16 protein-coding genes and 1 tRNA gene are annotated in these 24,420 nt (G+C 45.7%); 14 read left to right on the top strand and 3 right to left on the bottom strand.

Features of this window, described 5'->3' with window-relative positions; genetic code table 11:
* Positions 1 to 19: 19 nt before the first annotated feature.
* The gene (locus ABVF09_RS13895; RefSeq protein WP_026571832.1) at positions 20 to 526 is read right to left on the bottom strand and encodes a DNA topology modulation protein; all 507 of its coding nucleotides are present in this window, start codon (positions 524 to 526) and stop codon (positions 20 to 22) included.
* A 907-nt stretch (positions 527 to 1,433) separates the two neighbouring features.
* On the bottom strand, positions 1,434 to 2,303 hold the full coding sequence (dat, locus tag ABVF09_RS13890) for a D-amino-acid transaminase (RefSeq protein WP_371069424.1): 870 nt from the start codon (positions 2,301 to 2,303) through the stop codon (positions 1,434 to 1,436).
* 317 nt (positions 2,304 to 2,620) lie between these two features.
* On the opposite strand from dat, the gene ABVF09_RS13885 reads away from it, so the two are divergent.
* The 8 genes from ABVF09_RS13885 to odhB all read left to right on the top strand — a co-directional run bounded on the left by ABVF09_RS13885 (position 2,621) and on the right by odhB (position 14,703).
* Positions 2,621 to 2,694 (top strand) — tRNA-Gly (locus ABVF09_RS13885).
* 163 nt (positions 2,695 to 2,857) lie between these two features.
* Complete coding sequence (locus ABVF09_RS13880) at positions 2,858 to 4,573, top strand: ABC-ATPase domain-containing protein (RefSeq protein WP_371069423.1); 1,716 nt, start codon at positions 2,858 to 2,860, stop codon at positions 4,571 to 4,573.
* A gap of 188 nt (positions 4,574 to 4,761) precedes the next feature.
* Positions 4,762 to 5,910 carry a tRNA epoxyqueuosine(34) reductase QueG gene (gene queG, locus ABVF09_RS13875; protein ID WP_026571835.1) on the top strand — a complete coding sequence of 383 codons (1,149 nt, stop codon included), beginning with the start codon at positions 4,762 to 4,764 and terminating at the stop codon, positions 5,908 to 5,910.
* A gap of 151 nt (positions 5,911 to 6,061) precedes the next feature.
* Entirely contained in the window at positions 6,062 to 6,925 is an 864-nt protein-coding gene (locus ABVF09_RS13870; RefSeq protein WP_371069422.1) for an amidase domain-containing protein, read from the top strand.
* Between the two features lie 97 nt (positions 6,926 to 7,022).
* Positions 7,023 to 7,496, top strand: a complete 474-nt coding sequence (gene trmL / locus ABVF09_RS13865) for a tRNA (uridine(34)/cytosine(34)/5-carboxymethylaminomethyluridine(34)-2'-O)-methyltransferase TrmL (RefSeq protein WP_026571837.1) — start codon at positions 7,023 to 7,025, stop codon at positions 7,494 to 7,496.
* A gap of 784 nt (positions 7,497 to 8,280) precedes the next feature.
* Positions 8,281 to 10,179: a PrkA family serine protein kinase gene (locus ABVF09_RS13860; RefSeq protein ID WP_026571838.1), complete on the top strand. Its 1,899-nt coding sequence runs from the start codon at positions 8,281 to 8,283 to the stop codon at positions 10,177 to 10,179.
* Positions 10,180 to 10,571: 392 nt separating this feature from the next.
* Positions 10,572 to 13,433: a 2-oxoglutarate dehydrogenase E1 component gene (locus tag ABVF09_RS13855; RefSeq protein ID WP_371069421.1), complete on the top strand. Its 2,862-nt coding sequence runs from the start codon at positions 10,572 to 10,574 to the stop codon at positions 13,431 to 13,433.
* On the top strand, positions 13,420 to 14,703 hold the full coding sequence (gene odhB, locus ABVF09_RS13850; RefSeq protein ID WP_371069420.1) for a 2-oxoglutarate dehydrogenase complex dihydrolipoyllysine-residue succinyltransferase: 1,284 nt from the start codon (positions 13,420 to 13,422) through the stop codon (positions 14,701 to 14,703). The genes ABVF09_RS13855 and odhB overlap by 14 nt, the downstream gene beginning before the upstream one ends.
* 501 nt (positions 14,704 to 15,204) lie before the next feature.
* Here odhB and ABVF09_RS13845 read toward each other — a convergent pair.
* Positions 15,205 to 17,031 carry an SgrR family transcriptional regulator gene (locus ABVF09_RS13845; protein ID WP_371069516.1) on the bottom strand — a complete coding sequence of 609 codons (1,827 nt, stop codon included), beginning with the start codon at positions 17,029 to 17,031 and terminating at the stop codon, positions 15,205 to 15,207.
* Between ABVF09_RS13845 and ABVF09_RS13840 the strand changes: the two genes are divergently transcribed.
* The 6 genes from ABVF09_RS13840 to ABVF09_RS13815 all read left to right on the top strand — a co-directional run bounded on the left by ABVF09_RS13840 (position 17,030) and on the right by ABVF09_RS13815 (position 24,232).
* Entirely contained in the window at positions 17,030 to 18,292 is a 1,263-nt protein-coding gene (locus ABVF09_RS13840; RefSeq protein ID WP_026772439.1) for an MDR family MFS transporter, read from the top strand. The two genes, ABVF09_RS13845 and ABVF09_RS13840, sit on opposite strands and share 2 nt — an antisense overlap.
* A 162-nt stretch (positions 18,293 to 18,454) precedes the next feature.
* Positions 18,455 to 19,963: a spore germination protein gene (locus ABVF09_RS13835; RefSeq protein ID WP_371069419.1), complete on the top strand. Its 1,509-nt coding sequence runs from the start codon at positions 18,455 to 18,457 to the stop codon at positions 19,961 to 19,963.
* Positions 19,944 to 21,056, top strand: coding sequence for a GerAB/ArcD/ProY family transporter (locus tag ABVF09_RS13830; protein WP_371069418.1), 1,113 nt, complete (start codon positions 19,944 to 19,946; stop codon positions 21,054 to 21,056). The genes ABVF09_RS13835 and ABVF09_RS13830 overlap by 20 nt, the downstream gene beginning before the upstream one ends.
* A complete protein-coding gene (locus tag ABVF09_RS13825; RefSeq protein ID WP_371069417.1) occupies positions 21,043 to 22,164 on the top strand; it encodes a Ger(x)C family spore germination protein in 1,122 nt (373 codons plus the stop codon). The genes ABVF09_RS13830 and ABVF09_RS13825 overlap by 14 nt, the downstream gene beginning before the upstream one ends.
* An 84-nt stretch (positions 22,165 to 22,248) precedes the next feature.
* Positions 22,249 to 23,409 carry a sporulation protein YhbH gene (gene yhbH, locus ABVF09_RS13820; RefSeq protein WP_153465553.1) on the top strand — a complete coding sequence of 387 codons (1,161 nt, stop codon included), beginning with the start codon at positions 22,249 to 22,251 and terminating at the stop codon, positions 23,407 to 23,409.
* 301 nt (positions 23,410 to 23,710) lie between these two features.
* Positions 23,711 to 24,232 (top strand): hypothetical protein, encoded by a 522-nt coding sequence (locus ABVF09_RS13815; protein ID WP_026772436.1) that lies wholly within the window; start codon positions 23,711 to 23,713, stop codon positions 24,230 to 24,232.
* Positions 24,233 to 24,420: the final 188 nt, after the last annotated feature.

The following is a 24,420-nucleotide window of genomic DNA, read 5'->3' as shown; positions in this document are numbered from 1 at the left end:
GCTATGTAAAGGCAAGAGGTCATTTTTTTAGCTGATTGAGCAGTTTTTTCGTGTGCTTAGGGGTCTTTAAATGGTAGATGGTAATGTCGTTCGTGTTCCTCAGCTTGTCTTTGATAGCAGGGGCCCTCCGTTTCTTGAACCTGGCCACCCAAAGGAAAAATTCAAGGTCGAGTTTTTCCCGGCAATCTACTCCCATGTCGGGACGGGTTTTCCCTTGGTACTGAATGCGTCGTTTGACTATGCCATATAAGCATCTCAAGGTGGAATAATCGAGAAAAATCACAGTGTCTGCAGCCTGCAGCCGTAATTCCATGGTGGACCCGTAGTTGCCATCAATGATCCAGGCGTCCTGCTGGATGATCTCCTGCTGCAGCGTTTGCAGTTCCTTTTTGCTGATCGGCTGCCAGCCGGGCTTCCAAAAGTAAGCATCCAAGTGGTAGACGGGTAAATGGAGAATCTCGCCCAATTGTCTGGCCAATGTTGATTTTCCGGCACCGCCGCTACCGATAATCGCGATTTTTTTCAAGGATTAGTCCCTCCCGGTAACCATATTTTGTCTGAGCGTATGTGTTTGTTTGTGGGTTTGTTCGATGATGAAGCAAAACAACAAGGTGAATGGAAGATTTTGTTTTGTTTTTCTGGTGACAGATTTTTAATCATACCATTATTTTTAGAAAAATCAATAACTTTTTAGAAGAAAGCTGAATCGTGGTTCGTTCCGAAGGAAAACCAAAAGAGCCTGGGAGAAAAGCATCGTGACCTAGTAAAAAGCAAACCGTTCTACCCTTCTCATGAAAAGTGCAATTTTCCACTCCGGCAAGGTACTTCGCTTTCCGCGGGCACGGCTTCAGCTAACTTGGCAAAGAATACCGCTTTGCCAAGTGGATCTTCAGCTCGCGCTTATCCCGCTGGAGTCTACGCACCTTGCCTCCGTTGATGGAGAAGTTTTCTCTCTTGGTGTTATATCCGCTTTGCCTATTGCCGTTACGGATAGAGAGCGAAGCTGCGTGGAAACCAGGAGTACTTCTTTATCCTTTTTATGCTATTGTCCAATTCCGAAGAATAAAGGAACCCAGATGCTGATTTTTCGTCTTTGTCACTGTTTAGATATCTATCATCCAATAGAAGAATACGGTTCATCTTGTCTTTATCGTGTGGAAATCAGAGCACAAAAACGTAGCGAAGGCAAGATACGGAGACTCCAACGGGAACAGCACGAGCTGAAAATCCCGCAAGAAAGCGGTTGGTGCTTTCGGAGGAAGTTGAAGCCGTGCCCGTGGAACGCGTAGTAACTTGCCGTAGCGATTCGAAGCACACATCAAACAACAGGATAAAAAGAGAATATACAAATACAAACCGAACGAATTTGATTGGCAGCTAGAATTCGTTCGGTTTGTACTTTAGTGGTCTTGCTTTTGTCCCGACCTCTTACGTTATCTTACTTGTGCGAATATAGATGCAGTCAGACCGGCGTCTTCTTCATACGCCTTTTGCAGTTTTTTCGTAACAGTTCCGGGTTCTCCTGAGTGAACTTTATTCCCGTCGATTTTCACAATCGGCATGATTTCAGCTGTACTGCTCGACAGGAACACCTCATCTGCCTGCTGCAAATCATCGGTCGAGAATGCTTTTTCCAGTAAAGGGATATCCAGTTGTCGAGCGAGCACCTTTACTCGGGAACGGACACATCCATGCAGAATGTTGTTCGTTTCCGGGTGGGTACGAATTTCCCCGTCCTTTACAAGATAGACGTTGGAGGAACTGCATTCTGTCACCGTTTCATCACGATGGAGGATCGCTTCAAATGCTCCCTGTTCTTTTGCCTCTTGTTTGGCAAGCACATTCGGAAGCAAGTTCAGGCTTTTGATGTAACAGTTTTGCCAGCGCACATCCGGCTGGGTGATCGCGGCTACACCGTTGGTCAATTTTTGAATCGGCCGAGGCAATCCTTGTGCGTATGCATAAAAGTTTGCATCGACATCCGGAAAGACATGGTCCCGTAAAGCCGAACCCCTGGTTGCCTGGAGGTAGACTTTGGCATCTCCTTTTATCTGATTGACTTTAAGCAGATCACCAAGCAGCTGAAATAGTCGTTCTTTCGTGAAAGGCAAGGTTAGTTTGACAGCCTCTGCCGAGCGGAAAAGCCGGTCGATATGTTCGGTTATTAAATAAAAATGTCCTTGATAAACGCGGATGACTTCATATATACCATCCCCGAACTGCAGTCCGCGTTCCTGGAACGGGTACATTAACTCGTCTTCGTTCACGAAATTTGTTTGGGACAAAACCTGTGAATAAATCATGGAAGGAATCCTCCTTTTTCGAAGTTGACAGTTATAAAAAATTATAGCACAGAATAACCTTGTATTATATGGTGGAATGGCTGTAGATGCTGGTTTTCATAGAGCTAGCTGCGCGTTTTTCCGGGATACCCATCTTCTTTTCCGAAAAACAGTCATTTTTTTCGACAAAAAATGATATATACCTATTGCAACACCGGAATCCGGTTGTTATAATGATAAACATCACTTAAAGGAAATATTCTTTTCAAGCCTTTGCCGAAGCTTTCGGACCAAAGGAAAAACTGGCAAATGCAGGTGATGATTTGTCTACTTAAGATGCGGGTGTAGTTTAGTGGTAAAACCTCAGCCTTCCAAGCTGATGATGAGGGTTCGATTCCCTTCACCCGCTCCAATGAACTCATGAGCCAACGCAGTGTTTCGTTTTTAAAGCAACGAGGCATTGCGTTTTTAATTTGGTTAAAATTAACTGGATGTCTCGGAAGATGCTCGCTTGATAGGAAGTCATGGAAGATTGTATCCTAGAACTAGTCAGTGTTTAAAAGAGGTGTCTTATGATGAAAGAACTGCAAAGAAAGCTGCAGCAAATCGATGGGAAAAGCTATAAAGGGTATAAAGGGATTCAAGGACGTTATTCCTTTCACCGTTATGAGCTAGTCGTCGATTATGTACAAGGAGATCCGTTTGCTTCTCCTTCAAAGATCCGCTTGATAGTGCCGGACGCTTATCGACGGATAAAGCCGGACTGGAAGGGGAACCGCCAGCGGAAAATATATAGCGAAGATCGAATTGCAAGAGCGGTTGCCAAGGCAATCAAGGATAATACCGTGTACAGCAAAGGTTCCGGAAAAAGCGGTCTGATCGCTATCGACAATCCTGGTCAGGAAATACTGGAACGAAGTGCTGTTCAGCTTGACCCTGGTTTTACAACGATTTGTTTATCAATCGGTCTGCCGGCAAATGGCAGGAGGATTAATGGAAGAGAAGCAGAGAAACTGTTTTTTGACATAATCCCCGCGATTATGGAAAAGTCGGTTTTTTCTATTTCCGATGAAGATATCGAAGCAAGCGTTCAGCTAGCCGATCAACATCAGGCAATTAGACAAAAAATGGAGGAACATGGCTGGATTTCCTTTATCGCAGACGGAGCAATCCTTCCCAGGGAAAGTGGAATCAGCAATCGACCGATGAGACAGGCAGTCCCTTTTCAAAGTACCAAGGAGAACCGGGTATCGATAGAAGTGCCTCATCGGAAAGAGCCGCTTACGGGAATGGCCCTTTCAAAAGGGATCGTCTTGATTGTCGGTGGTGGATACCATGGGAAAAGCACCCTGCTCCAGGCAATTGAGCGCGGGGTGTATCACCATGTCAAAGGTGATGGACGGGAATATGTATTGACCGATCCGACTGCGGTGAAAGTGCGTGCCGAAGACGGACGCCAGGTAAGCACCGTCAACATTTCACCTTTTATCAACGATTTGCCCCACATGAAGGATACGAGCGGTTTTTCCACAGAGAACGCCAGTGGAAGTACTTCGCAGGCAGCCAATGTCGTAGAAGCATTGGAAGCTGGTGCTGCTTCGGTGTTAATCGATGAGGATACGAGTGCTACCAACTTTATGATCCGTGATCAGCGGATGCAGGAATTGGTCGTGAAAGAAAAAGAACCGATTACGCCGTTTATTGATAAAATACGGCAAATGCGCGATCAGCTCGATGTGTCCACGATACTTGTGATGGGTGGTTCGGGTGATTATTTTGATGCTGCCGATCAAGTGATCATGATGGATCGTTATCAACCTTACAATGTTACGGAAAAAGCCCGGGAAATTGCAGAAAGATATCCTTTTAACCGTCAGCGTCCTGCGAGTGAACCATTTGGCAGTCTGCCTGATCGGCGCTTTTTGCCTGGCAGCTTACAAACCAGCCAGGGAAAAAAGCATAAAGTCCAGGCGAAAGGGCTCACGACGATTATCATGGGACGGACCGATATCAATCTGCACTATGTCGAGCAATTAGTCGATGCTTCACAAACGAGAATGATAGCCGAAATCATTCGGCATCTGGACCAGAAAAAGTGGCTGGCAAACGACCGTTCACTGACAGAAATACTGGATGAAATAGAAGCGCAAATCGATCAAAAAGGACTCGGATCCTTCGCGCCGTTTCCGGACCAGCATCCTGGTGACCTGGCCAGACCACGCCGGTTCGAAATAGCAGCCACCCTGAACCGCATACGCACAGCCAAAGTCAAAGATATCAGCAACCGTTAAGCCGGGGGTCAGTCCCTGAATCGATCGAGGGACAGTCCCCACCCTGTTTTGGGGTCAGTCCCTGTTCTGGATGAAATTCCGGTATGACGGGGTTCTTGGTCGGCATGGAAGATGTTTTGGATTTTTGGGGTCAGTCCCCCGATCCATCGGGGGACTGGCCCCCTTCAGTTAGAAAGGAGGGAAAGTGGATGGCTTATGAGGAGTTGAAGCAGGAGATTATAGACTACAGCAAGTCCATTGGCATCGATAAGGTTGGTTTTGCTTCTGTGGATGTATTTACCGAGTTGAAGTCACGGTTGGAACGGCAGCAGGATCTTGGCTATCAGTCTGGCTTTGAAAAAGGGTCGATAGAGGAGCGGACGAATCCTGTCAAGCTGATGCCGGAGGCGCAGTCGCTAATTTCGATTGCCCTTGCCTATCCCTCCAGACTGAAGGATGCCCCAAAGAGCAAGAAAGGGGAGCGGAGAGGGCTGTTCTGTCGTGCTTCCTGGGGAAAAGATTATCATGATATTTTACGAGATAAATTGGAGAAACTGGCTGCGTTCATTTCGGAGAAGGTGTACGGTTTTAGCTATCGATCGATGGTCGACACTGGAGAACTGTCAGACCGTGCCGTCGCTGAACGGGCGGGCATCGGATTCAGCGGAAAAAATACCACGTTGATTACTCCTGAATTTGGTTCCTACGTGTATTTAGGAGAAATGATCACCAATGTTCCATTCACACCGGATGAACCGGTTGAAGACAGCTGCGGGGAGTGCACCAAGTGCATCGACGCTTGTCCGACAGGCGCGTTGGTCCAGGGCGGGCAATTGAACGCCCAGAAGTGCATTGCTTTTTTAACCCAGACAAAAGACTTTTTGCCGGATGAATACAGGGGCAAATTGGGAAACCGGATCTATGGCTGTGATACGTGTCAGCTGGTTTGTCCGAAGAATCATAAGAAAGATTTCCACCTTCATCCGGAAATGGAGCCGGATCCGGAGGTTGTGAAACCGAAACTAGTGCCGCTGCTTTCCATGTCCAATCGGGAATTCAAAGAAAAATTCGGAGATATCGCCGGCTCGTGGCGCGGAAAAAAACCGATTCAACGCAATGCGATCATCGCCCTTGGCCACTATAAGGAAGAAAGTGCCGTCGAGGAGTTGATCCGGTTGATGAAGGAAGACCCCCGACCGGTCATCCGTGGGACTGCGGCTTGGTCTTTAGGAAAAATAGGCACGGAAGCTGCTTTTGCAGCTATTGAAAAAGCTAAACAAAAAGAAACGGATGAACAAGTGCAATTCGAGATGGACAAAGGACTTGAATTTAAAGAGAATGCGAGACAGCACGCATGATATGCAAAGTCATATGGCGCTCTGTCTGATATGTGGTCCGATTACAAAAAGAACCCCCTTGCCGTTCCTGCCTATCCCATCAGGCTGGAGCGGTTTTTTTGTTCAGAGAAGCTGGTTCCTCTCATATATGTGTATTAGGAGGGATGCGCGCATGGATGATAAACAACTATTGACGGCGTATTGGCAGCATCTATTGGAGCAGAGAAACGAGGGGGATCCGGAGAGTTGGATTGCACGGAAAAAACGCCTGCATGAGGAGCGCGGAAATAAGGTGCCGAGAATCAGAGGGGAGGGGAAACTCCAGCGGAAAAGTCGGGGGAAACAGGATAAGTACACGATCGAGTATGATTTACTGACAGTATTTTTCGTCAAGCAGGGAAACTCTTTTTATCATGAAGAGGAACAGCGCCGTCATACTGCCGTCATCCAGGAAGGACAGGTGATCAGTGATGAACTGCTTCTTCCTCCCGAGCCGGAAACACAACTGCCGGCCATCGAGATATTTGGCAAAGAGGAAACGCGAGTGCAACGCTTTGACTATGACAGGCGTGCTGCAGTCCAATATGCGGAGCGATGGTGGAACGATTACAACCCTGAGTTTCGGAAATTTGCCGTGGACTGTACCAGTTACGTGTCCCAATGTCTCCATGCCGGCGGCGCACCGATGTGGGGAATGCCCGACAAAGGGCGGGGATGGTGGTATCAGGGAGACAGTTGGAGTTACAGTTGGGCTGTTGCCCACTCCTTGCGCTGGTATTTGAGCGGGTCGACACAAGGGTTGAAAGGAAAAGAAGTAGAAAGGGCCAGCGATTTATTGCCGGGGGATGTAATTTGTTACGATTTTCAAGGAGACGGAAGATGGGACCATAATACAATCGTAGTATCGAAGGATACAAACGGCGAGCCGCTTGTCAACGCCCATACAGACAACAGTCGGCACCGCTATTGGGAGTACCGGGATTCGATGGCCTGGACGGAAGACTGCCAGTACAAGTTTTTCCGGATCGGTGAATGATTTTGTGACCTCCCATTCATCCCCCGGCAGGTGTTCACGTAACTTCTGTTAACTGTGGTATAATAAGCGGGTTACTAACTATTTGGGGTGAGAAAAAGTGGCAATACACGTAGTTTTATTTCAGCCAGAAATACCCGCCAATACGGGTAATATTTCGCGCACCTGCCTGGCCACCGGTGCGACATTGCATCTGATCAGACCACTTGGTTTTTCCACTGATGACAGGATGGTTCGCAGAGCTGGTCTGGATTATTGGAAGGATGTCAAAATCCATTATTATGATTCCTTGGATGAATTGTACCAAACTTATCCAGATGGGGATTTTTACTATATTGAAAACTTCGGTTCCAAACATTATACCGACTTTGACTTCAATCAGCCTGAAGAAGATTTGTTTTTTGTATTCGGCAGGGAAACGAACGGAATTCCGAAAGAATTGTTGGTAGGAAAAGAGGATAAGTGTTTACGGATCCATATGAATGACATGGTCCGCTCCCTTAATTTATCCAATACGGCGGCAATTATTGTTTATGAAGCACTGCGGCAACAGGGGTTTCCCGGCTTGCATTAAAGATATAAGTGAAAATGCCAGCCTGGCGGTTGTTTATTTGTAGCGATTGTCGCGTCCGCGGCTTTTCTCTTAGAATCGTTGTTGTGGAAGAAAAGTAGAAAGTCCGTTATCTGTGTATATGATTTGGTCTTCTTTTTCTTACGCCTATATCCATTATATTGGATTTTCTCGCTTGATACACAGCAGGCATTAAACATATTTTAGTGTCTTTTTCAAATTTTCTCTTTTCATCAAGTGGGTAATTCATCTAAACCGGAAAATAAAAAAACAGAACGCCTGGTTCTAAATCCTGGCGTTCTGTTTTTTATTTTTATGTTATTTCTTGTCCTCTTTTTGTCGACTGCATTTCATAGCAAGCAGGTGGAAAGAAGGAACTACTTATCGTTTTGGGGATTGCTTTGATTCCTTGCCGGCTGTGAAAATGGAAGTAAGGAATACAATGGTTACGCCCAAAATCAATGCAATATTCATACTCATGGAAGGCATCCTCCTTTATGTTCTGTGGCCACACCAGGCAGCAATTGTTTATGTAGCTGTATCTTTCCTCCATTATAACGAATTATGAGAAGCTTGTGAACTCCGAAACTGCGAGTCCTTTCAAGACAAGGGGAGTATCATTATCATCAGGTTACCTGTTGCTATCATTCATCTTCACAAGGGTGGCTACATAGATTAAAGTAACCATCTTTTCTTATGGGAACCAAGAAGGGAACAGGGGTAGAGGAAACCTGTGCTCAACATACGGCTGGGTAGTTTTGCTAAATTCTTCAGGGAGGGCGTAGAGATGGATATATTGAAAAAAATCCAGGATCATAGAGAAGATCAGGAAAAGTTGAAATGGGAAGGAACTTTCGCGGATTATCTGGACCTGTTAAAGGAACGGCCTTATTTAGCTCAATCTGCCCACTCAAGGGTCTATAACATGATCAAGCATAAGGGAGTCACGGAACGGGAAGACGGGGTGAAAACATACCGCTTTTTTTCCGATGCGCTCTATGGATTGGATGAAGCACTCGAACGGCTGGTAGAGGAGTATTTTCATCCGGCAGCAAGACGACTTGATGTAAAAAAGCGGATCTTGCTTTTGATGGGTCCGGTAAGTGGAGGGAAGTCTACATTGGTGGCTTTGTTGAAACGCGGCTTGGAACAGTACACACTGACCGATGAAGGAGCTGTTTATGCAATCAAGGGCTGCCCGATGCATGAAGATCCACTCCATTTGATCCCGGCACATCTGCGACCGGATTTTGAAGAACAATATGGTGTGAAAATTGAAGGAAGTTTGTCTCCGCTGAATACCATGCGACTCGAACAGGAATATGAAGGGCGGATCGAAGATGTCATGGTGGAGCGGATTTTCTTTTCTGAAGATAAACGAACAGGAATCGGCACGTTCAGTCCTTCCGATCCGAAGTCCCAAGACATAGCGGACTTAACCGGATCGATAGATTTTTCCACCATTGCTGAATACGGTTCTGAATCCGATCCCCGCGCTTATCGTTTTGATGGCGAACTCAATAAAGCCAATCGGGGAATCATGGAGTTCCAGGAAATGCTGAAATGTGACGAGAAGTTTCTTTGGCATTTACTTTCTCTCACCCAGGAAGGGAATTTCAAGGCGGGCAGATTTGCACTTATTTCCGCTGATGAACTGATTGTGGCCCATACAAACGAATCCGAATATCGATCATTCATCGCAAATAAAAAGAACGAAGCACTTCATTCCCGGATGATCGTCATGCCGGTTCCATACAATTTGCGGTTGAGCGAAGAAGAACGCATTTATGAAAAGATGATCAAAGAGAGTGATATAAAAGATGTCCATATCGCACCGCATACGCTCCGGGTTGCAGCCATGTTCACCGTCTTGAGCAGGCTGAAAGAATCCAACCGCGGCAGCATCAGCCTGCTTAAAAAAATGTATCTTTATGACGGACAGAATGTGGAAGGGTATAGTGATGCTGATGTCCTTGAAATGAAAAAGGAATTTGCCGATGAGGGAATGAGCGGCATCGACCCGCGTTATGTCATCAACCGGATTTCCTCGACAATCATCAAGAAGGAAATGACTTCGATCAATGCACTGGATGTCCTGCGTTCACTGAAGGATGGCCTGGACAGCCACGCCTCCATTTCCAAAGATGATAAGGAGAGGTACTTGAATTTCATTTCAATTGCCCGGAAGGAATATGATGAAATCGCCAAAAAAGAAGTCCAAAAAGCGTTCGTTTATTCGTATGAAGAATCGGCGCGGACATTGATGGAAAACTATCTTGATAATGTAGAAGCTTATTGCAACAAAACAAAACTCCACGATCCTCTGACAGGAGAAGAAATGCATCCGGATGAGAAATTGATGCGTTCGATCGAGGAACAGATCGGCATTTCGGAAAATGCCAAAAAAGCGTTCCGGGAAGAGATCTTGATCCGGATTTCCGCCTATGCACGGAAAGGGAAAAAGTTCAATTATCAATCACACGAACGCTTGCGTGAAGCTATTCAGAAAAAATTGTTTGCCGATTTGAAGGATGTTGTCAAAATTACGACTTCGAGCAAGACACCGGATGAACAGCAGCTCAAGAAAATCAATGAAGTGGTGGCCACACTGATCGATGAGTATGGCTATAACTCTACTTCTGCAAATGAACTGCTCCGTTATGTCGGCAGTTTGTTGAATCGATGATGGTTGCATGATTCCTTTTTAGTGGGCACTTGAAACAGTAACAGTCCTTTCTATCTATATTTGCTTGTCGGTCGCGGGCAAGTGCATGCTCCTCTGGCGCTGTTTTCGAACGTAAGCACATTGCATGTTCCACGCCTGGCTTGTGATACCTGCCGATTTTTCATAACATTCTTCTTATAACCTTGGCTCCATGATAACGGAGCCAAGGCTTTTTACATATAATTATTTTATATTTCGATTATTTTGATAGATGCTGTCGGTAGGTTATTGTTTCCTTGTATAAAATAGGGTATATTAGTTGATGTAGAAAGAGGTCAGTTCTATAATGGTCATTGAATGTTCAATGACGTCTAATTGATGGAGAAAGTGAACTTCTAATGGGGGTATAAGTCGTGACACAGCAAGAATCTAGTGGAAGATTCTGGGAAAATTTTCATGGTCCAAACATGGGGTACATTGAAGAACAGTATGAATTGTACAAACAAGACCCCTCGACAATCGATGCATCTTTGAAAGAAATGTTCGATCAGCACGGGGCACCTGAATGGTTGACACAAACAGGGGGATTGCAGCAAACCGATTCAGCGACAACTTCAGCCAGTGATATCAAGAAATTAACCTCGGCAATGAAACTTGTGGAGGCTATTCGCCGTTACGGACATTTAGAAGCGGACATATATCCTGTCGGAAAAGAGAAGGATCGCAACTCAGAGTTGGTCAATCCGGCTTATTATAATTTGACGAACGAAGATTTGGAAGCGATTCCTGCGAGCTGGATTTGGGACGATGCGCCCGGTAATGTGACCAATGCGCTGGAAGTGGTCACATTGTTGAAAAAGAATTATGCGGGTACCACTTCTTTTGAATATGATCATGTGAACAATGACGATGAGCGGAAATGGCTGCAGGATAAAATCGATACCGGCGCCTTTGCATTGTCATTGAGTAAAGAGGAAAAAAAGCAGCTGTTGAAACGGCTGACAGATGTAGAAGGATTTGAAAGTTTTCTTGCCAAGACCTTTGTCGGCCAGAAGCGTTTTTCCATCGAGGGATTGGAAATGATGGTACCGATGCTTGATAAAGCGGTCAACAATTCATTTACCGATGAAACCGAGGAAATCTTGATGGGGATGGCGCACAGAGGTCGTTTAAGCGTGTTGACCCACGTGCTTGGCAAGCCATATGACAAGATATTTTCTGAATTTCATTATTCATCAGATAAAGAATTAATGCCGTCGGCCGGTTCCAAAGGAATCAATTATGGCTGGACCGGCGATGTGAAATATCATTTCGGTGCAGTGAAAAGTTTGGGTGAAGACAAGGTATCTCCTACTAAAATCACCTTGGCCCACAACCCTTCCCATCTTGAATTTGTGAACCCGGTTGTGGAAGGCTTTACAAGAGCTGCGCAGGAAGATATCGATCAATCAGGCGAGCCTGTTCAAAGTCAGGACCGGGCTTTCAGCATTTTGATTCATGGAGATGCTGCTTTTATCGGGGAAGGTGTTGTAGCCGAAACGTTGAACATGAGCGATTTGCCAGGTTATCGTACAGGTGGCACTCTGCATTTGATCGCCAATAATCTGGTCGGCTTCACTACCAGTCAGGATCAAGGCAGATCGACCAGATATGCAAGTGACTTGGCGAAAGGATTCGAAATTCCGATCGTCCATGTCAATGCGGATGACCCGGAGGCATGTGTGTCCGCTATGGCGCTTGCATATGAATACCGGCAGACCTTCCATAAAGACTTTTTGATCGATTTAGTCGGCTATCGCCGTTACGGTCATAATGAAATGGATGAACCGCGTGCGACACAGCCGCAGCTATACAAAGAAATAGATAAACATGATTCTGTTGCTGTCATTTATGCGAAACGCCTGCAACAAGAAGGGGTCATCGGCGAGAGCGATTACGAAAAACTGAAAAATGACCGGGAACAGGAGCTTAAGGGTATTTTCGATAATATGATGGAAAATGAAACAGATGAACCGGAACCGAAGCCGGCTCCAGAGGCTTTGTCAAATGGTCTTGACGGTATCAAAACAGCTGTCCCGCTCGACCAGCTGAAGCAGCTGAATGAAGGTCTTCTCAAACGTCCGGAAGGTTTCCAAGGTTTTAAGAAACTGGAAAAAATCCTTAAAAAACGTGGAGAATCGTTGGAAGAAGGAAACAAGGCGGATTGGGCCACGGCAGAAACGCTTGCATATGCGTCCATTTTGCAAGATGGTGTCTCCATACGTCTGACCGGCCAGGACTCGGAACGCGGAACCTTCGCCCATCGCCATCTGGTGCTTCATGACGTGGAGACAGGGGATACCTACTGTCCTATGCACGGATTGGACCAGGCAAGAGCTTCGTTTGCCATCCATAACAGTCCATTGTCGGAGGCGGGTGTGCTAGGTTTTGAGTATGGGTACAGCGTTCAATCACCGAACACACTGGTTCTTTGGGAAGCGCAATTCGGTGATTTCGCCAACGCTGGCCAAGTGATTTTTGACCAGTTCATAGCTGCCGGACGTGCCAAGTGGGGGGAAAAGTCGAACATGGTGCTGTTGCTTCCACATGGCTACGAAGGCCAGGGACCGGAGCACTCCAGCGCCAGACTCGAACGTTTCTTGCAGCTTGCTGCTGAAAACAACTGGATTATCGCCAACGTGACCACCAGCGCACAATACTTCCATTTGTTACGCCGTCAGGCAGCTTTGAGAGGGAAAGATGCAGCCCGTCCGCTTGTTGTCATGACGCCGAAAAGTTTGTTGCGCAATCAGCGTGTAGCTTCTACGGCAAGAGAGTTCAGTGAGCAGAACTTCGAAAAAGTCATCACACAACCAGGTTTGCCGAAGACGACGAAAAAAGCGAAAAGACTGGTCATCGGCAGTGGTAAAGTGATGGTGGATATCGCTGAAACGATGAGCCAGAATGAAGATAAAGTGAAGGATACCCATGTGATCCGATTGGAGCAAATTTATCCATTCCCTGCCAAAGAATTGGAAAAGGTACTGAAAGATTGTCCAAATGTGGAAGAAGTGATCTGGGTTCAGGAAGAGCCGAGAAATATGGGCAGCTGGAACTTTGTCAAAGAACTTCTATACAATCTGCTGGGTAAACATCAACAGCTGCGTTATGTCGGTCGTCCTGATCGGTCGTCACCAGCGGTTGGAGAGCCAAACATACACAAAACAGAACAAAAACGAATCGTGCAGGAAGCCTTAAAGCTGTCTAAAGGAGGAGATTCCAGTGAAGGAAATTAAAGTCCCGGAATTAGCAGAATCGATTACAGAAGGTACTATCGCCGAGTGGCTCGTCAAGAAGGGTGACAAAGTGGAGAAGGGCGATCCGGTATTGGAGTTGGAAACCGACAAAGTCAACGTCGAAGTGAACGCTGATTATGCAGGCGTTGTAGTGGAGATTACGAAAGAAGAAGGCGAAGACGTCGAAGTCGGCGACGTCATCGCCAAAGTGGATGAAAACGGGGAAGCCGGCGATGCCGGAAGTAACGGCCAGGAAGAGTCTGCAGATGCGGAAGCGCCAGCTGAGGAAAGCAAGCAGGAATCGGCACCGGAAGAAAAACCGGCAGCTGCCAGCCAAAGCGAAGGGCAAACCACTTCCAACAGCAAAGAAACGGTTGCTTCACCTGCTGCGCGGAAGCGTGCTCGTGAGTTAGGCATTGATCTTAGCGATGTTTACCCTCGTGATCCACTAGGCCGTATCCGTCCGGAAGACGTAGAGCAAGCGGCAAAAGGCGGTCAAAAGCAAACAGAAGCACCAAAACAAGACAAGCAGTCGGCGGCAAAATCTTCCGAGAAGACAGAATTCGACAAGCCGGTAGAGCGGGTGAAAATGAGTCGCCGCCGTCAGACAATCGCCAATCGGTTGGTGGAAGCGCAGCATAACGCAGCGATGTTGACCACGTTCAATGAAGTCGACATGACCGCAATCATAAAACTGCGCAGCGAGCGCAAGGATAAGTTCCTGGAAAAACATGATGTCAAGCTTGGATTCATGTCCTTCTTTACGAAAGCTGTCGTCGGTGCTTTGAAGGAATTTCCGCTGATCAACGCAGAAATCCAAGGCAATGAACTTGTCTTGAAAAAATTCTATGATATTGGTATTGCTGTATCGACAGATGACGGACTCGTCGTTCCCGTCGTCCGTGATGCCGATCGTCTCGATTTTGCCGGTGTGGAATGGGAAATCGCCCATCTTGGCAAGAAAGCGCGTGATAAACAGTTGCAAATGGCTGATTTGCAAGGCGGCTCGTTCACGATTACAAACGGCGGCATTTTCGGATCCCTATTATCGACACCGATTTTAAATGCGCCTCAGGTCGGTATTCTCGGAATGCATTCCATCCAGAAACGGCCGATTGTCATGCCGGATGATTCCATCGAAGTCCGTCCGATGATGTATGTGGCAATGTCTTATGATCATAGAATCGTAGACGGAAAAGACGCGGTCCAGTTCCTGGTTCGGATTAAACAAATGCTCGAAGATCCATACGATTTGTTGTTGGAAGGATAAAATCAGTAAGCTAAAGAGGCCCGGTATAACAAAAACGCCCAGGAGTTGTCTCCTGGGCGTTTTTTCTAATCCTTCCCGTCGATTGGACAAAAACCTTACCATCGCTATAGCGAATATTGCAACGAGGATAAACATTTTCACTTTATTTTTCTTCCCTATGTCCATCCACTTCTATCAAAATAGCCTCTATCCTAAAGGAAACTCCAGGCAACAGGCGAGTTCAATATATTTCAACAGGCCAACCTACAATAAGACCAATGGCATCCTTTCAAGCATTTTTTTCATCTTACTCATTACTAAATAGCATGATAGCAAATGTAGTCCACTGGGGTGGAAGATTCACTTTTACTGATTCGATTTCCTTCAACTGATTATAAAAGTGCTGCTCATAGAATAAAAAAATCAGCGGTTAACAGAAACGTAAAAAAAATCCCCTCCCATGTGCAGAAAGTCAAAAGGGGTCAGGATCGCTAAAACGGTGGAAAGCCACAAAAATGCTTGTCATTTCACCCAAAGTTTCCGGAAGTCTACCTGGCCAAATGATTTAAAACGGATATCTTGGATCATCGGATGGAAGACTCTGCTTTTAATAGGATGATGTTGAAAAAGAATAAGGTGGTTGTCTTTCAAGTAATCTTCCATCACATCGATAATCTTTTCCCTCTCCTGTTTGGCTGTGGATTGTTTGAAGGCCTCCAGCCAGTCGTCGATTTTTTCGAGCTGGTCTGGCGTCATAAATCGTCTGAACAACAGGATTTCATTGTAAAAGGCGCCTAAAAAGGATAAGTGAAAGTCAGAAGTCGAAACTTCCCCCATGAATACCATATCCGCGTGATCATCGAACGTAAACGCGTAAAAGTCTTCCAAACTGAAACTGTGCAACTCCACTACAATGCCATACTGGGATGCTTGGCGTTGAAACCATGCGGCTTCCTCTTTTGCTTTCGGAAAGTCGAGGCAGTACAGCTGCAATGGTTCTCCTTGGTATCCGGATAACTGCAGTAATCCGGGTACTTGTGATTCATCTCTGCTACGTTGTCCTGATTTCCAGGGAAAGAAGCTGGTGGCTTCCACCGGTGCTTCCAGTCCCAAATCTTCGTGCATTCTAAACGGATCAAGGAGGTGAAACAATGCTGTCCGGAAATGGGGATTTTGAACAGCTGTTTGTTTGGTGAAATTGAAAGCGAGAAAGCGAAATCCGGTTTCCACTTCTTTTTTCTGGATGCCTTCCTCGAATTCTTCAACGGCACTGATATTATAGGTGACGGTTTTCACCGTATCCATCGGTATCTTCCAAAATTCAATCCGGTCCAGGAAGGGGCGCTCGAGAAAGTATTGGTCAAAGGCTTCCAAAACAATCCGCTTTTTACTGCGTTCCTTCAGACGGAAAGGCCCGGTGCCGATCCATTGATTTTCATCAAAAGGTACATCCTTGGGCAGGATGGATAAATTCGTGCTGCTTAAGTAGCGGAGAAAAAAGGGATTAGGGCTTTTTAGTTCAATAGTGACTTGGTACCTGTTCGGACAGTCGATTTCCGAAATATCGCTGACAAGCCAGTAAAACGGCGTACCGGGTTTAAACCGTTCCAGTGTGTGTTTGACATCGGCGCTTGAGAAAACGCCTTGATGGTGGAAGCGCACCCCTTTTCGCAAGTAAAAAGTCCATATCGTGTTGCTTTCATCCACCTGCCAATGATGAGCGAGGCGAGAACGGATTTCATCTCTTTTTTCGTTATAAGTGACGAGCGTATCACCGAGTTGCTGGATCATATGATTTTCCACAGTTATCGAACTATAGACAGGATCAAGCGTACTTAAATCCCGCGAGATAATCGTGCGGAGGACGTCCTTCTCTTGCTTGGACTCCTGCATGCCGAACATTTTCTGCAACTGTGGCGAGATGGATGCAACCCATGCTCTTGGGATGGGCAGCTGCAGCAAGTGGACCAGATCATCCAGTTTGTCGGTGCGGATTGCTTCTTGAACGAACTGTTCCACTTCTTGCTGAAATGGCCGCCGGAAGGTTAAGCGGGAGGGATTTCCCCTGCCGATTCCAGGCGTGTAGCTTAATTTGTTTTCTTCTTCGTATTTCCTCAGTTTTCGTTTGACATTTTTACGCGTGCAAAACCAAAGCGTCTCCAGTTCCTCGAATTTAAATGGGACCTGTTTATTTTGTTCTTTGCTGTATAAATGGGCACGCAATGTATAATACGATAAATCTTTGATACACTTCATCTCCGGAAAAGGGGACATTAATAGATTGATTATACCCTTTTTACCCCTTTTAAGAAAAGGCAAAATGGAAAGCAGAAGGAGGGAATGCTGCATGTTCAAGTCACTGCACCCGAATATCCGTGTTCGTATTTATACTTCTTTCCTCAGCCGGATTATCGGTTCGATGATTTTTCCGTTTATGGCGATTTACTTTACCGACAAAATCAATGCGACGGCGGCAGGGATATTATTGCTGGTGAATGTCGTGATTCAATTTTTAGCTGGTTTGTATGGCGGCTTTCTTGCGGACATACTTGGCAGAAAACGATTGATGGTCGTAGGGGAAACGATGAAACTGATTGCCTTTACCGGGATGTTAATGGTCAACGCTCCTTGGGGGACATCAGCGATTGCGACCTTCGCTATGATGCTGGTGATTAGTATCGCCACGGGTTTTATCAACCCGGCCGCTGAAGCGATGCTGATCGATGTCAGCACGAAGGAAACGAGGGCATTCATGTACTCGGTTAACTACTGGGCTGTCAACCTTTCCTTGATGCTGGGATTGATGATAGGGGGATGGTTGTTTAAAACGCATTTTTTTGAATTGCTGATCGGACTCGTGATGATGAGTGTGGTCACTCTCTGGATGACATCTGCCTTAATCACAGAAACGTTGCAAACTGAAAAGAACAGGGTTCAAATACAATATGGGTTGCTTCCCTTGATGCGCAGCTATCAGACTGTCATAAAAGATATCCCTTTCGTACTGTTCACCCTTGGAGGAATTGCAATTCTGACGTTGGAATTCCAGCGAAACAACTTTGTTGCCGTCCGGTTGGAACAGGAGATTGTTCCTCGCGCTTTTGCTTGGATGGAAGGACACGAAGTGATGGTAGACGGCGTTAGACTGCTTAGTATACTGACAGTTGTTAATACGATCATGATTGTTTTATTCACGGCTGTCATTTCCAAGTGGATCAAAAATAAACCAGAGCAGCCGATTATGTATGCAGGGTTTATCCTGTTTGGATGCGGTTATGCATTCATGGCCTTTTCCAACCATATTCCAGGTTTGTTTTTGGCAGTAGTCATCCTTTCTGTCGGTGAACTGCTGTATGTACCGACAAGGCAGTCGATGCTGGCCGATATCGTTGATGATAGGAAGCGGGGAGCCTACATGGCGTTCAACGGGTTTGTCTTCCAATTCGGGAAAATGTTCGGAGCCGTTGGAATTATCGTCGGAGAAGCAATCGGCGGTACAAGCATGGCAGTCCTGTATATCGTTTTCGTCATGTTGGGAATAGCATTCACCCGTGTCGCCATCATCAAGAAATCCGTAGCCGTTCCAGCCAGCAGCCATTTACATTCCTGATCATGTGAAAACCGGGGACAGACCCCCACCATGCTGCAGTGTTAGCGCGACGCAGTGTTTACTTGGGTGGGGGTCTGTCCCCTCCTGCTCGTTTTTTGAGTAACATTGGCATGTATGGTACATACTATCTGTATATTTTCAGAGCGGTGAGGGTGGCTGGTTATGAAATCTTTCAGGTCTTCGGGGGGAAGGCAGAAGGAAGAAAAGCGAAAACAGGAGACTGTACCGAATTCGACTTCATTAGAGGATAATATCACGTATTTTATAGAGGCCTTCCACCAATCCGATGATTTAAAGCTTCGGATTTTGGAGGAAGGCAGGACTGTCCTCTTATATGTAGAGTCACTGGTTGACCAGGAAAAAATCCAGAACGAATTTTTCAAGCCATACATGCAAATGGGCGACCAGGAAATCATGAAGGTTTCCAGTGGCAAAAAGGTACATGACCGGAAAAAGATCATAAAAATGCTGTTAAAAGGTCATTGCGCTTTTGCCACCGATGGAAGTGCTGACATGCTTCTCTTTCATACAACTTCGGCATTTAACCGCAGTGTGGAAGAACCGGACAATGAAAAAGTAGTCCGCGGTTCCCATGAAGGGTTTGTCGACAATTTGATGATCAACATCAATTTGATCCGCAAACGGATTGAAAATGAAAACCTTGTGGTCACCTTTGACAAACTGGGAAAAATGACAAATACAAAGGTTGCTGTTGTCTATCTGGAAGGGGTAGCCAATCCAGAATTGGTTGATAAAGTGAAAACAAGACTGAAGGATATTTCCATTGACTTTGTCATCAGTCCGGGATTTATCGAAGAGTTTATCGAGGATCACACTTATTCTCCCTTTCCCCAAATGATCAATACAGAACGTCCTGACAAAACTGTGGCTAACTTGATGGAAGGGAGAGTCGCGGTTTTGTCGGAGGGAAGCTCGACTTGTTTGATGGCGCCGGCGACTTTTTTTGCCTTTTATCAGTCTCCGGATGATTATAATTCCCGCTGGTTTACCGGTACGTTCATCCGCTTGATTCGTTTGTTCAGCTTCATCATCGCCATCGGACTGCCGGCCTTTTATATTTCGATTGTCGGGTTTCATTTCGAAGTGATTCCTAAGGATTTGGTCATTCCGGTAAAAAGCTCCATCAATGAAATCGCCTACCCGCCGATCATCGAAGCACTGGTGATGGTCATTATCATCGAGCTGATCAGAGAAGCCGGTATCCGGCTGCCGACGCCAGTGGGCCAGACCATCGGCATTGTCGGCGGTTTGGTCATCGGGGATGCCATTGTCCGCGCCGGGCTTGTATCCAATTTTATGATCATCGTCGTTGCACTGACAGCGATTGCTTCTTTCGTCGTTCCCTCCAACGAAATGAGTACGACTCTGCGGCTGCTGACGTTTCCGCTGATCATTTTATCGGCGACCCTTGGTTTTGTCGGAATCGTCTTCGGCATGCTGCTTTTGTTGATCCATTTAAGCAGAATGGAATCTTTCGGTACACCTTATTTTGCACCACTTGCCCCATTGCATGTGAAGGATTTAAAGGATACTTTTATTCGTCTTCCGTTGTTCAAAATGAATACGAGGCCGAAAAACGCCAAGCCGATCAAGAAAAAAACACAGACCACATCGAGGGAGTGGAGGCGGGATGACAAAAACAGCAAATAAAAAAATTTCACGGCGTCAGTTTTTTTTTATCATCGTCCAGACACAAATGGGGGTAGGTGTCCTGTCTCTTCCATTTGACTTGCATCAGGCGGCCAAACAGGACGGTTGGATATCCCTGCTGCTGGCAAGTATGGCCATCCAATTGATTATAGTGGCTATGTGGTTGACGGCATCCACCTTTCCGGACGATGATCTTATCGCCTTCCTTCCGAAGCTGTTCGGCACCATAATCGGCAACCTGTTGAGTGTGGCTTATTATTTATATTTCATCTGCATCTGTGTGTTGATATTGATTTTGTACGGTCGTATGCTCCACCTCTGGATTCTGCCCAACACCCCTTTTTGGTTGTTGGCGATTTTGCTTGCATTTACAGGTTTCTACTTGATTTCAAGCGGACTGCTCGTCATGGCAAGAATTTACACCTTTGTTTCGATATTGCTTGTCATCATTTTTTTCCTGTTGGTGTTTGCGCTGCGTGACATTCAGCTGGTTTATTTACTCCCGGTCGGCCAGACCCCTGTCCCGCAAATATTCAAGGGGGCACAAGCTGCAATCCTGGCGATGCTCGGTTACATTTCTTTTTTCTTTCTCTATCCGCATACGAAGGGGACCCCGACCGAGCGGTTGAAAACAATGTCCTACGCAAACTTGTTCGTTACCCTCTTTTACTTGTTTGTCGTGTTTGTCTCGTTCACTTACTTCAGTACAAGTGAAATTGCTTTTGTGCCTCAGCCGGTATTGTATTTGTTGAAAGCTATTGAACTGCACATAATCAGCAGGGTCGACTTGTTTCTGCTATCGATGTGGATTGTATCGGTTGCCACCTCTTTTTCCACTTATTTGTTCATGGCAAGCAAAGGAGTGACTGACATGTTCCACTCCAAAAAACCATCCCGATTCGCTTTGTTCTCTACCATAACCATTGTCATCGCATCCTTGATTGTGGGAATCGATGAACAGCCGATCGACTCGTTCACTCAATTTGTCACACACGTCTCGATGGTATTTTCGACTGCAATGCCGCTGTGTCTCATGCTGTACACAGTCACTATTCACCGGTTTGTAAGGAGGAAGCGAGATGGCAAAATTTAAGTGGAGCCCGCTAGTCTTAAGCCTGCTATTGTTGACTGGTTGTTGGGATCAGCGGCAGTTTAAAAATGTAAAACTTGTACTGGCTGCAGGAATCGATGCGGCGGACGAAGGACAAGTGGAAAGTACCGTGGTGATTACCAATGTCCAAAGCTCATCCGAAGGACCAGGCACCGAACAAACGCAAATAATCTCTGCAGCCGGTCACTCTCCGTTGAATACCAGAACCAATATCGATCAGAAAATTTCCAAACGTTATGATCAGTCCAAGCTCCATGTATTGCTGCTGGGAGAAGAATTGGCCAAACAAGATATATATCCTTCTTTGGACATGTTTTACCGTGATCCGAAAAGCAACCTTCATGCACAGCTGGCTGTTGTAGGAGGAAAGGTTAAAGATGCACTTTCTCTAAGTGTCTCAGGTGAGCCCCGGATCAGCGAATACATCACTGGCATGTTGACCGGCGAAAGACGATCGACCCATTTACCCAATACAAACATTCAGTTGATTTGTTCGGAGTTGCTGGAGCATGGCCAGGATTTTGTCCTGCCCTACCTGGTTGTTAATCAAGAAGAAAGCGTTTTGGAATATCGGGGGCTTGCGCTTTTTAGCGGGCAATCGTACAGTGGCAGGTATTTGCCGGCAGAAAAGGCGGTATTGTTTCTTCTTATGAAAGGGATAAGGGGAGCAGATGCACAAATGACACGCAAAATAGGCGGAGATGACCATCCTGATGTAAATGATTTTATTACAGTGGATGTTAAGGAAATTCACCGGAAATTGTCCTTCGATACAAAAGGAAGCCTTCCCAAAGTCGAAATGAAGCTGAAAATGGAAGCAGATGTCCTGGAATATCCGCCCAACCATTTGCAAAGCGCAAAGAAAATCAACGAGCTGGAAAAACGGATTGAAAAAGATCTCACCAAGGAAGCAAAGGAAATCATCGGGCTGTTACAGGAAACGAATTCCGATGCCTTCGGTCTTGGACGCAGACTTCAGGCATATCATCCCAAGGTCTGGAAAAAACTCAATTGGAACGAGGAATATGCCGATATCGAGATCGACCCTACAATCACTTTTGAAATCCAGTCACACGGCATCACCAACTAGGGAGACCGTCCAATTATCAAAATCTTTAATCAAATAAACCTGTCTTGCATACTATAGAAATAATAAAACGAAGGAGGGTAATAGATGGCTGATTCGAAGAGTTATGTGATTTCAGAAGAAGATTGGTCCCTCCATAGAAAAGGGTTCGATGACCAGAAACGCCACCAGGATAAAGTCCAGGATGTATTACGGAAACAACTGCCCGATTTAATAACGGAAGAGAATATCATTATGTCCAGGGGGAAGGATATGGTGCGGATTCCGATCCGTTCCCTCGATGAATATAAGATCCGATACAGCCAGGATAAAAACAAGCATGCAGGACAGGGAGACGGCGACAGCAACGTTGGAGATGTCGTGGCAAGCGACGGCAGGCCGCAAAAAGCCGCCGGAAACGACTCGGGTGCCGGTGATCAGGCCGGGCATGACTATTATGAAGCAGAGGTTTCTTTTGAAGAGTTGGAAGAAGCCTTTTTTCATCAACTGGAGCTGCCTAATCTGCAAGAAAAGGAAAAAGATAACATCGTTACTTCTCATATCGAATTCAGAGATATACGAAAAAAGGGACTGACCGGCAATATCGACAAAAAGCGATCGATGCTGGAAGCATATAAACGGAATGCGATGGCAGGCAAATCAGGATTCAATCCGATATATCCGGAAGACCTTCGCTTCAAAACGTGGGACGATATCGAGAAACCGGAATCCAAGGCGGTTGTATTGGCGATGATGGATACGAGTGGATCGATGGGATTGTTTGAAAAATACGTGGCCAGAAGTTTCTTTTTCTGGATGGCCAAATTCCTGCGTTCCAAATATGAAACAGTAGACATCGAATTTATCGCCCATCATACCGAAGCAAAAGTGGTCGATGAAGAATCATTTTTCAGCAAAGGGGAGAGTGGAGGAACGATTTGCTCCTCGGCCTATCGAAAAGCATTGGAAATCATCGATTCCAAGTATCCGCCGGAACAATATAACATTTATCCTTTTCATTTCTCAGACGGCGATAATCTGACATCGGATAACCGCAGATGCGTGACGCTTGTCGAGGAATTAATCGAAAAATCGAGTATGTTCGGCTATGGGGAGGTCAACCAGTATAATCGCCACTCTACTTTGATGCAGGTTTACAATAAAATTGAATCACCGAAATTCCGCTATTATATTCTCCGGAAAAAAGCAGATGTATTTTACGCAATGAAACGTTTTTTTAACAACCAGCAGGAAGAAGTTATTTCTTAGAAAAGTCTTAAGAGAATCACACGAGATAACATTCTTATTAGCAGGCCGGATTGTAAATGATCCGGTCTTTTGTTTTTTTGCTTTTGTTCAATGGATGTTGAGTGTTGGACCAGCAGCCCAAACTATGGCAACCGTTTCACTTTGGGTCTCGGAAGCAGTCTGGTTAAATCGATTTTCGCATGTGGAAAAGATGCCGTTTTACAGGATTCATCGTTGTTCGGGAAAATCGTGATATTTCGTCAAAACCATTTAGCTGTTATGGAATAAATGGTAAAATGGTGGAAAAAAGGAGGATTAATTATTGCGGCAATTCTATTTTTTTCTACCACGAATAATGTTATATACAACTTTGTTGCTGTTTCTGACAGCGTGCCAGCAGTCTTCCTCCATTCCCGAAGGGTTTTATGATTACCAAAAAGAAAAGGCGGAAAATGCGGCGGCCGAGCTTTCGTTTTCACCAAATTTGCCGGAGTACGTGCCGATGGAAGTCGCTTTTCTAGTATCGGACCGCTATTATCTTAATGACAGTGAGAAGGAGGCACTTGATATCAGCCTCTATACCCAGGAAAATGACTTACTGTCCATCCAATTCATCCAGGGGAACATAGAGACGGGACTGATTGATGCGGAAACGGTTATGATCGATGAACAGCTGGAGGGTGAATATGTCGACAATTCTTTTGCGAAAATCCTAAGCTGGAAGAAGGATGGAATTACTTATAAAATGTCTTATCGAGAGAACACTTTAGGGACTACCCAGGAAAAAAACAACAATGTGTCCAAGCAGGATCTAGTCCAGGTTGCCCGTTCCTTTCATTCGTAAAAAAGAAATCATCCGATGATTTCTTTTTTTTATGTCTGGGGTCAGTGTCGGGGGGTCAGTCCCATTGGCATTGCATCAATGGGTCACCCTCCCTTATTAGTTAAAATTTTACATTGTGGTCTTGATGTAAGATAAAAAAAGAGAATCCGGTCTTAAAGTAGACCTAGTTCCCATTATTTTACATGTAT

Source organism: Sediminibacillus sp. JSM 1682029 (genome assembly GCF_041366435.1).
GTDB lineage: Bacteria > Bacillota > Bacilli > Bacillales > Amphibacillaceae > Sediminibacillus > Sediminibacillus terrae.
This window is presented reverse-complemented; position numbering and strand designations above follow the sequence as displayed.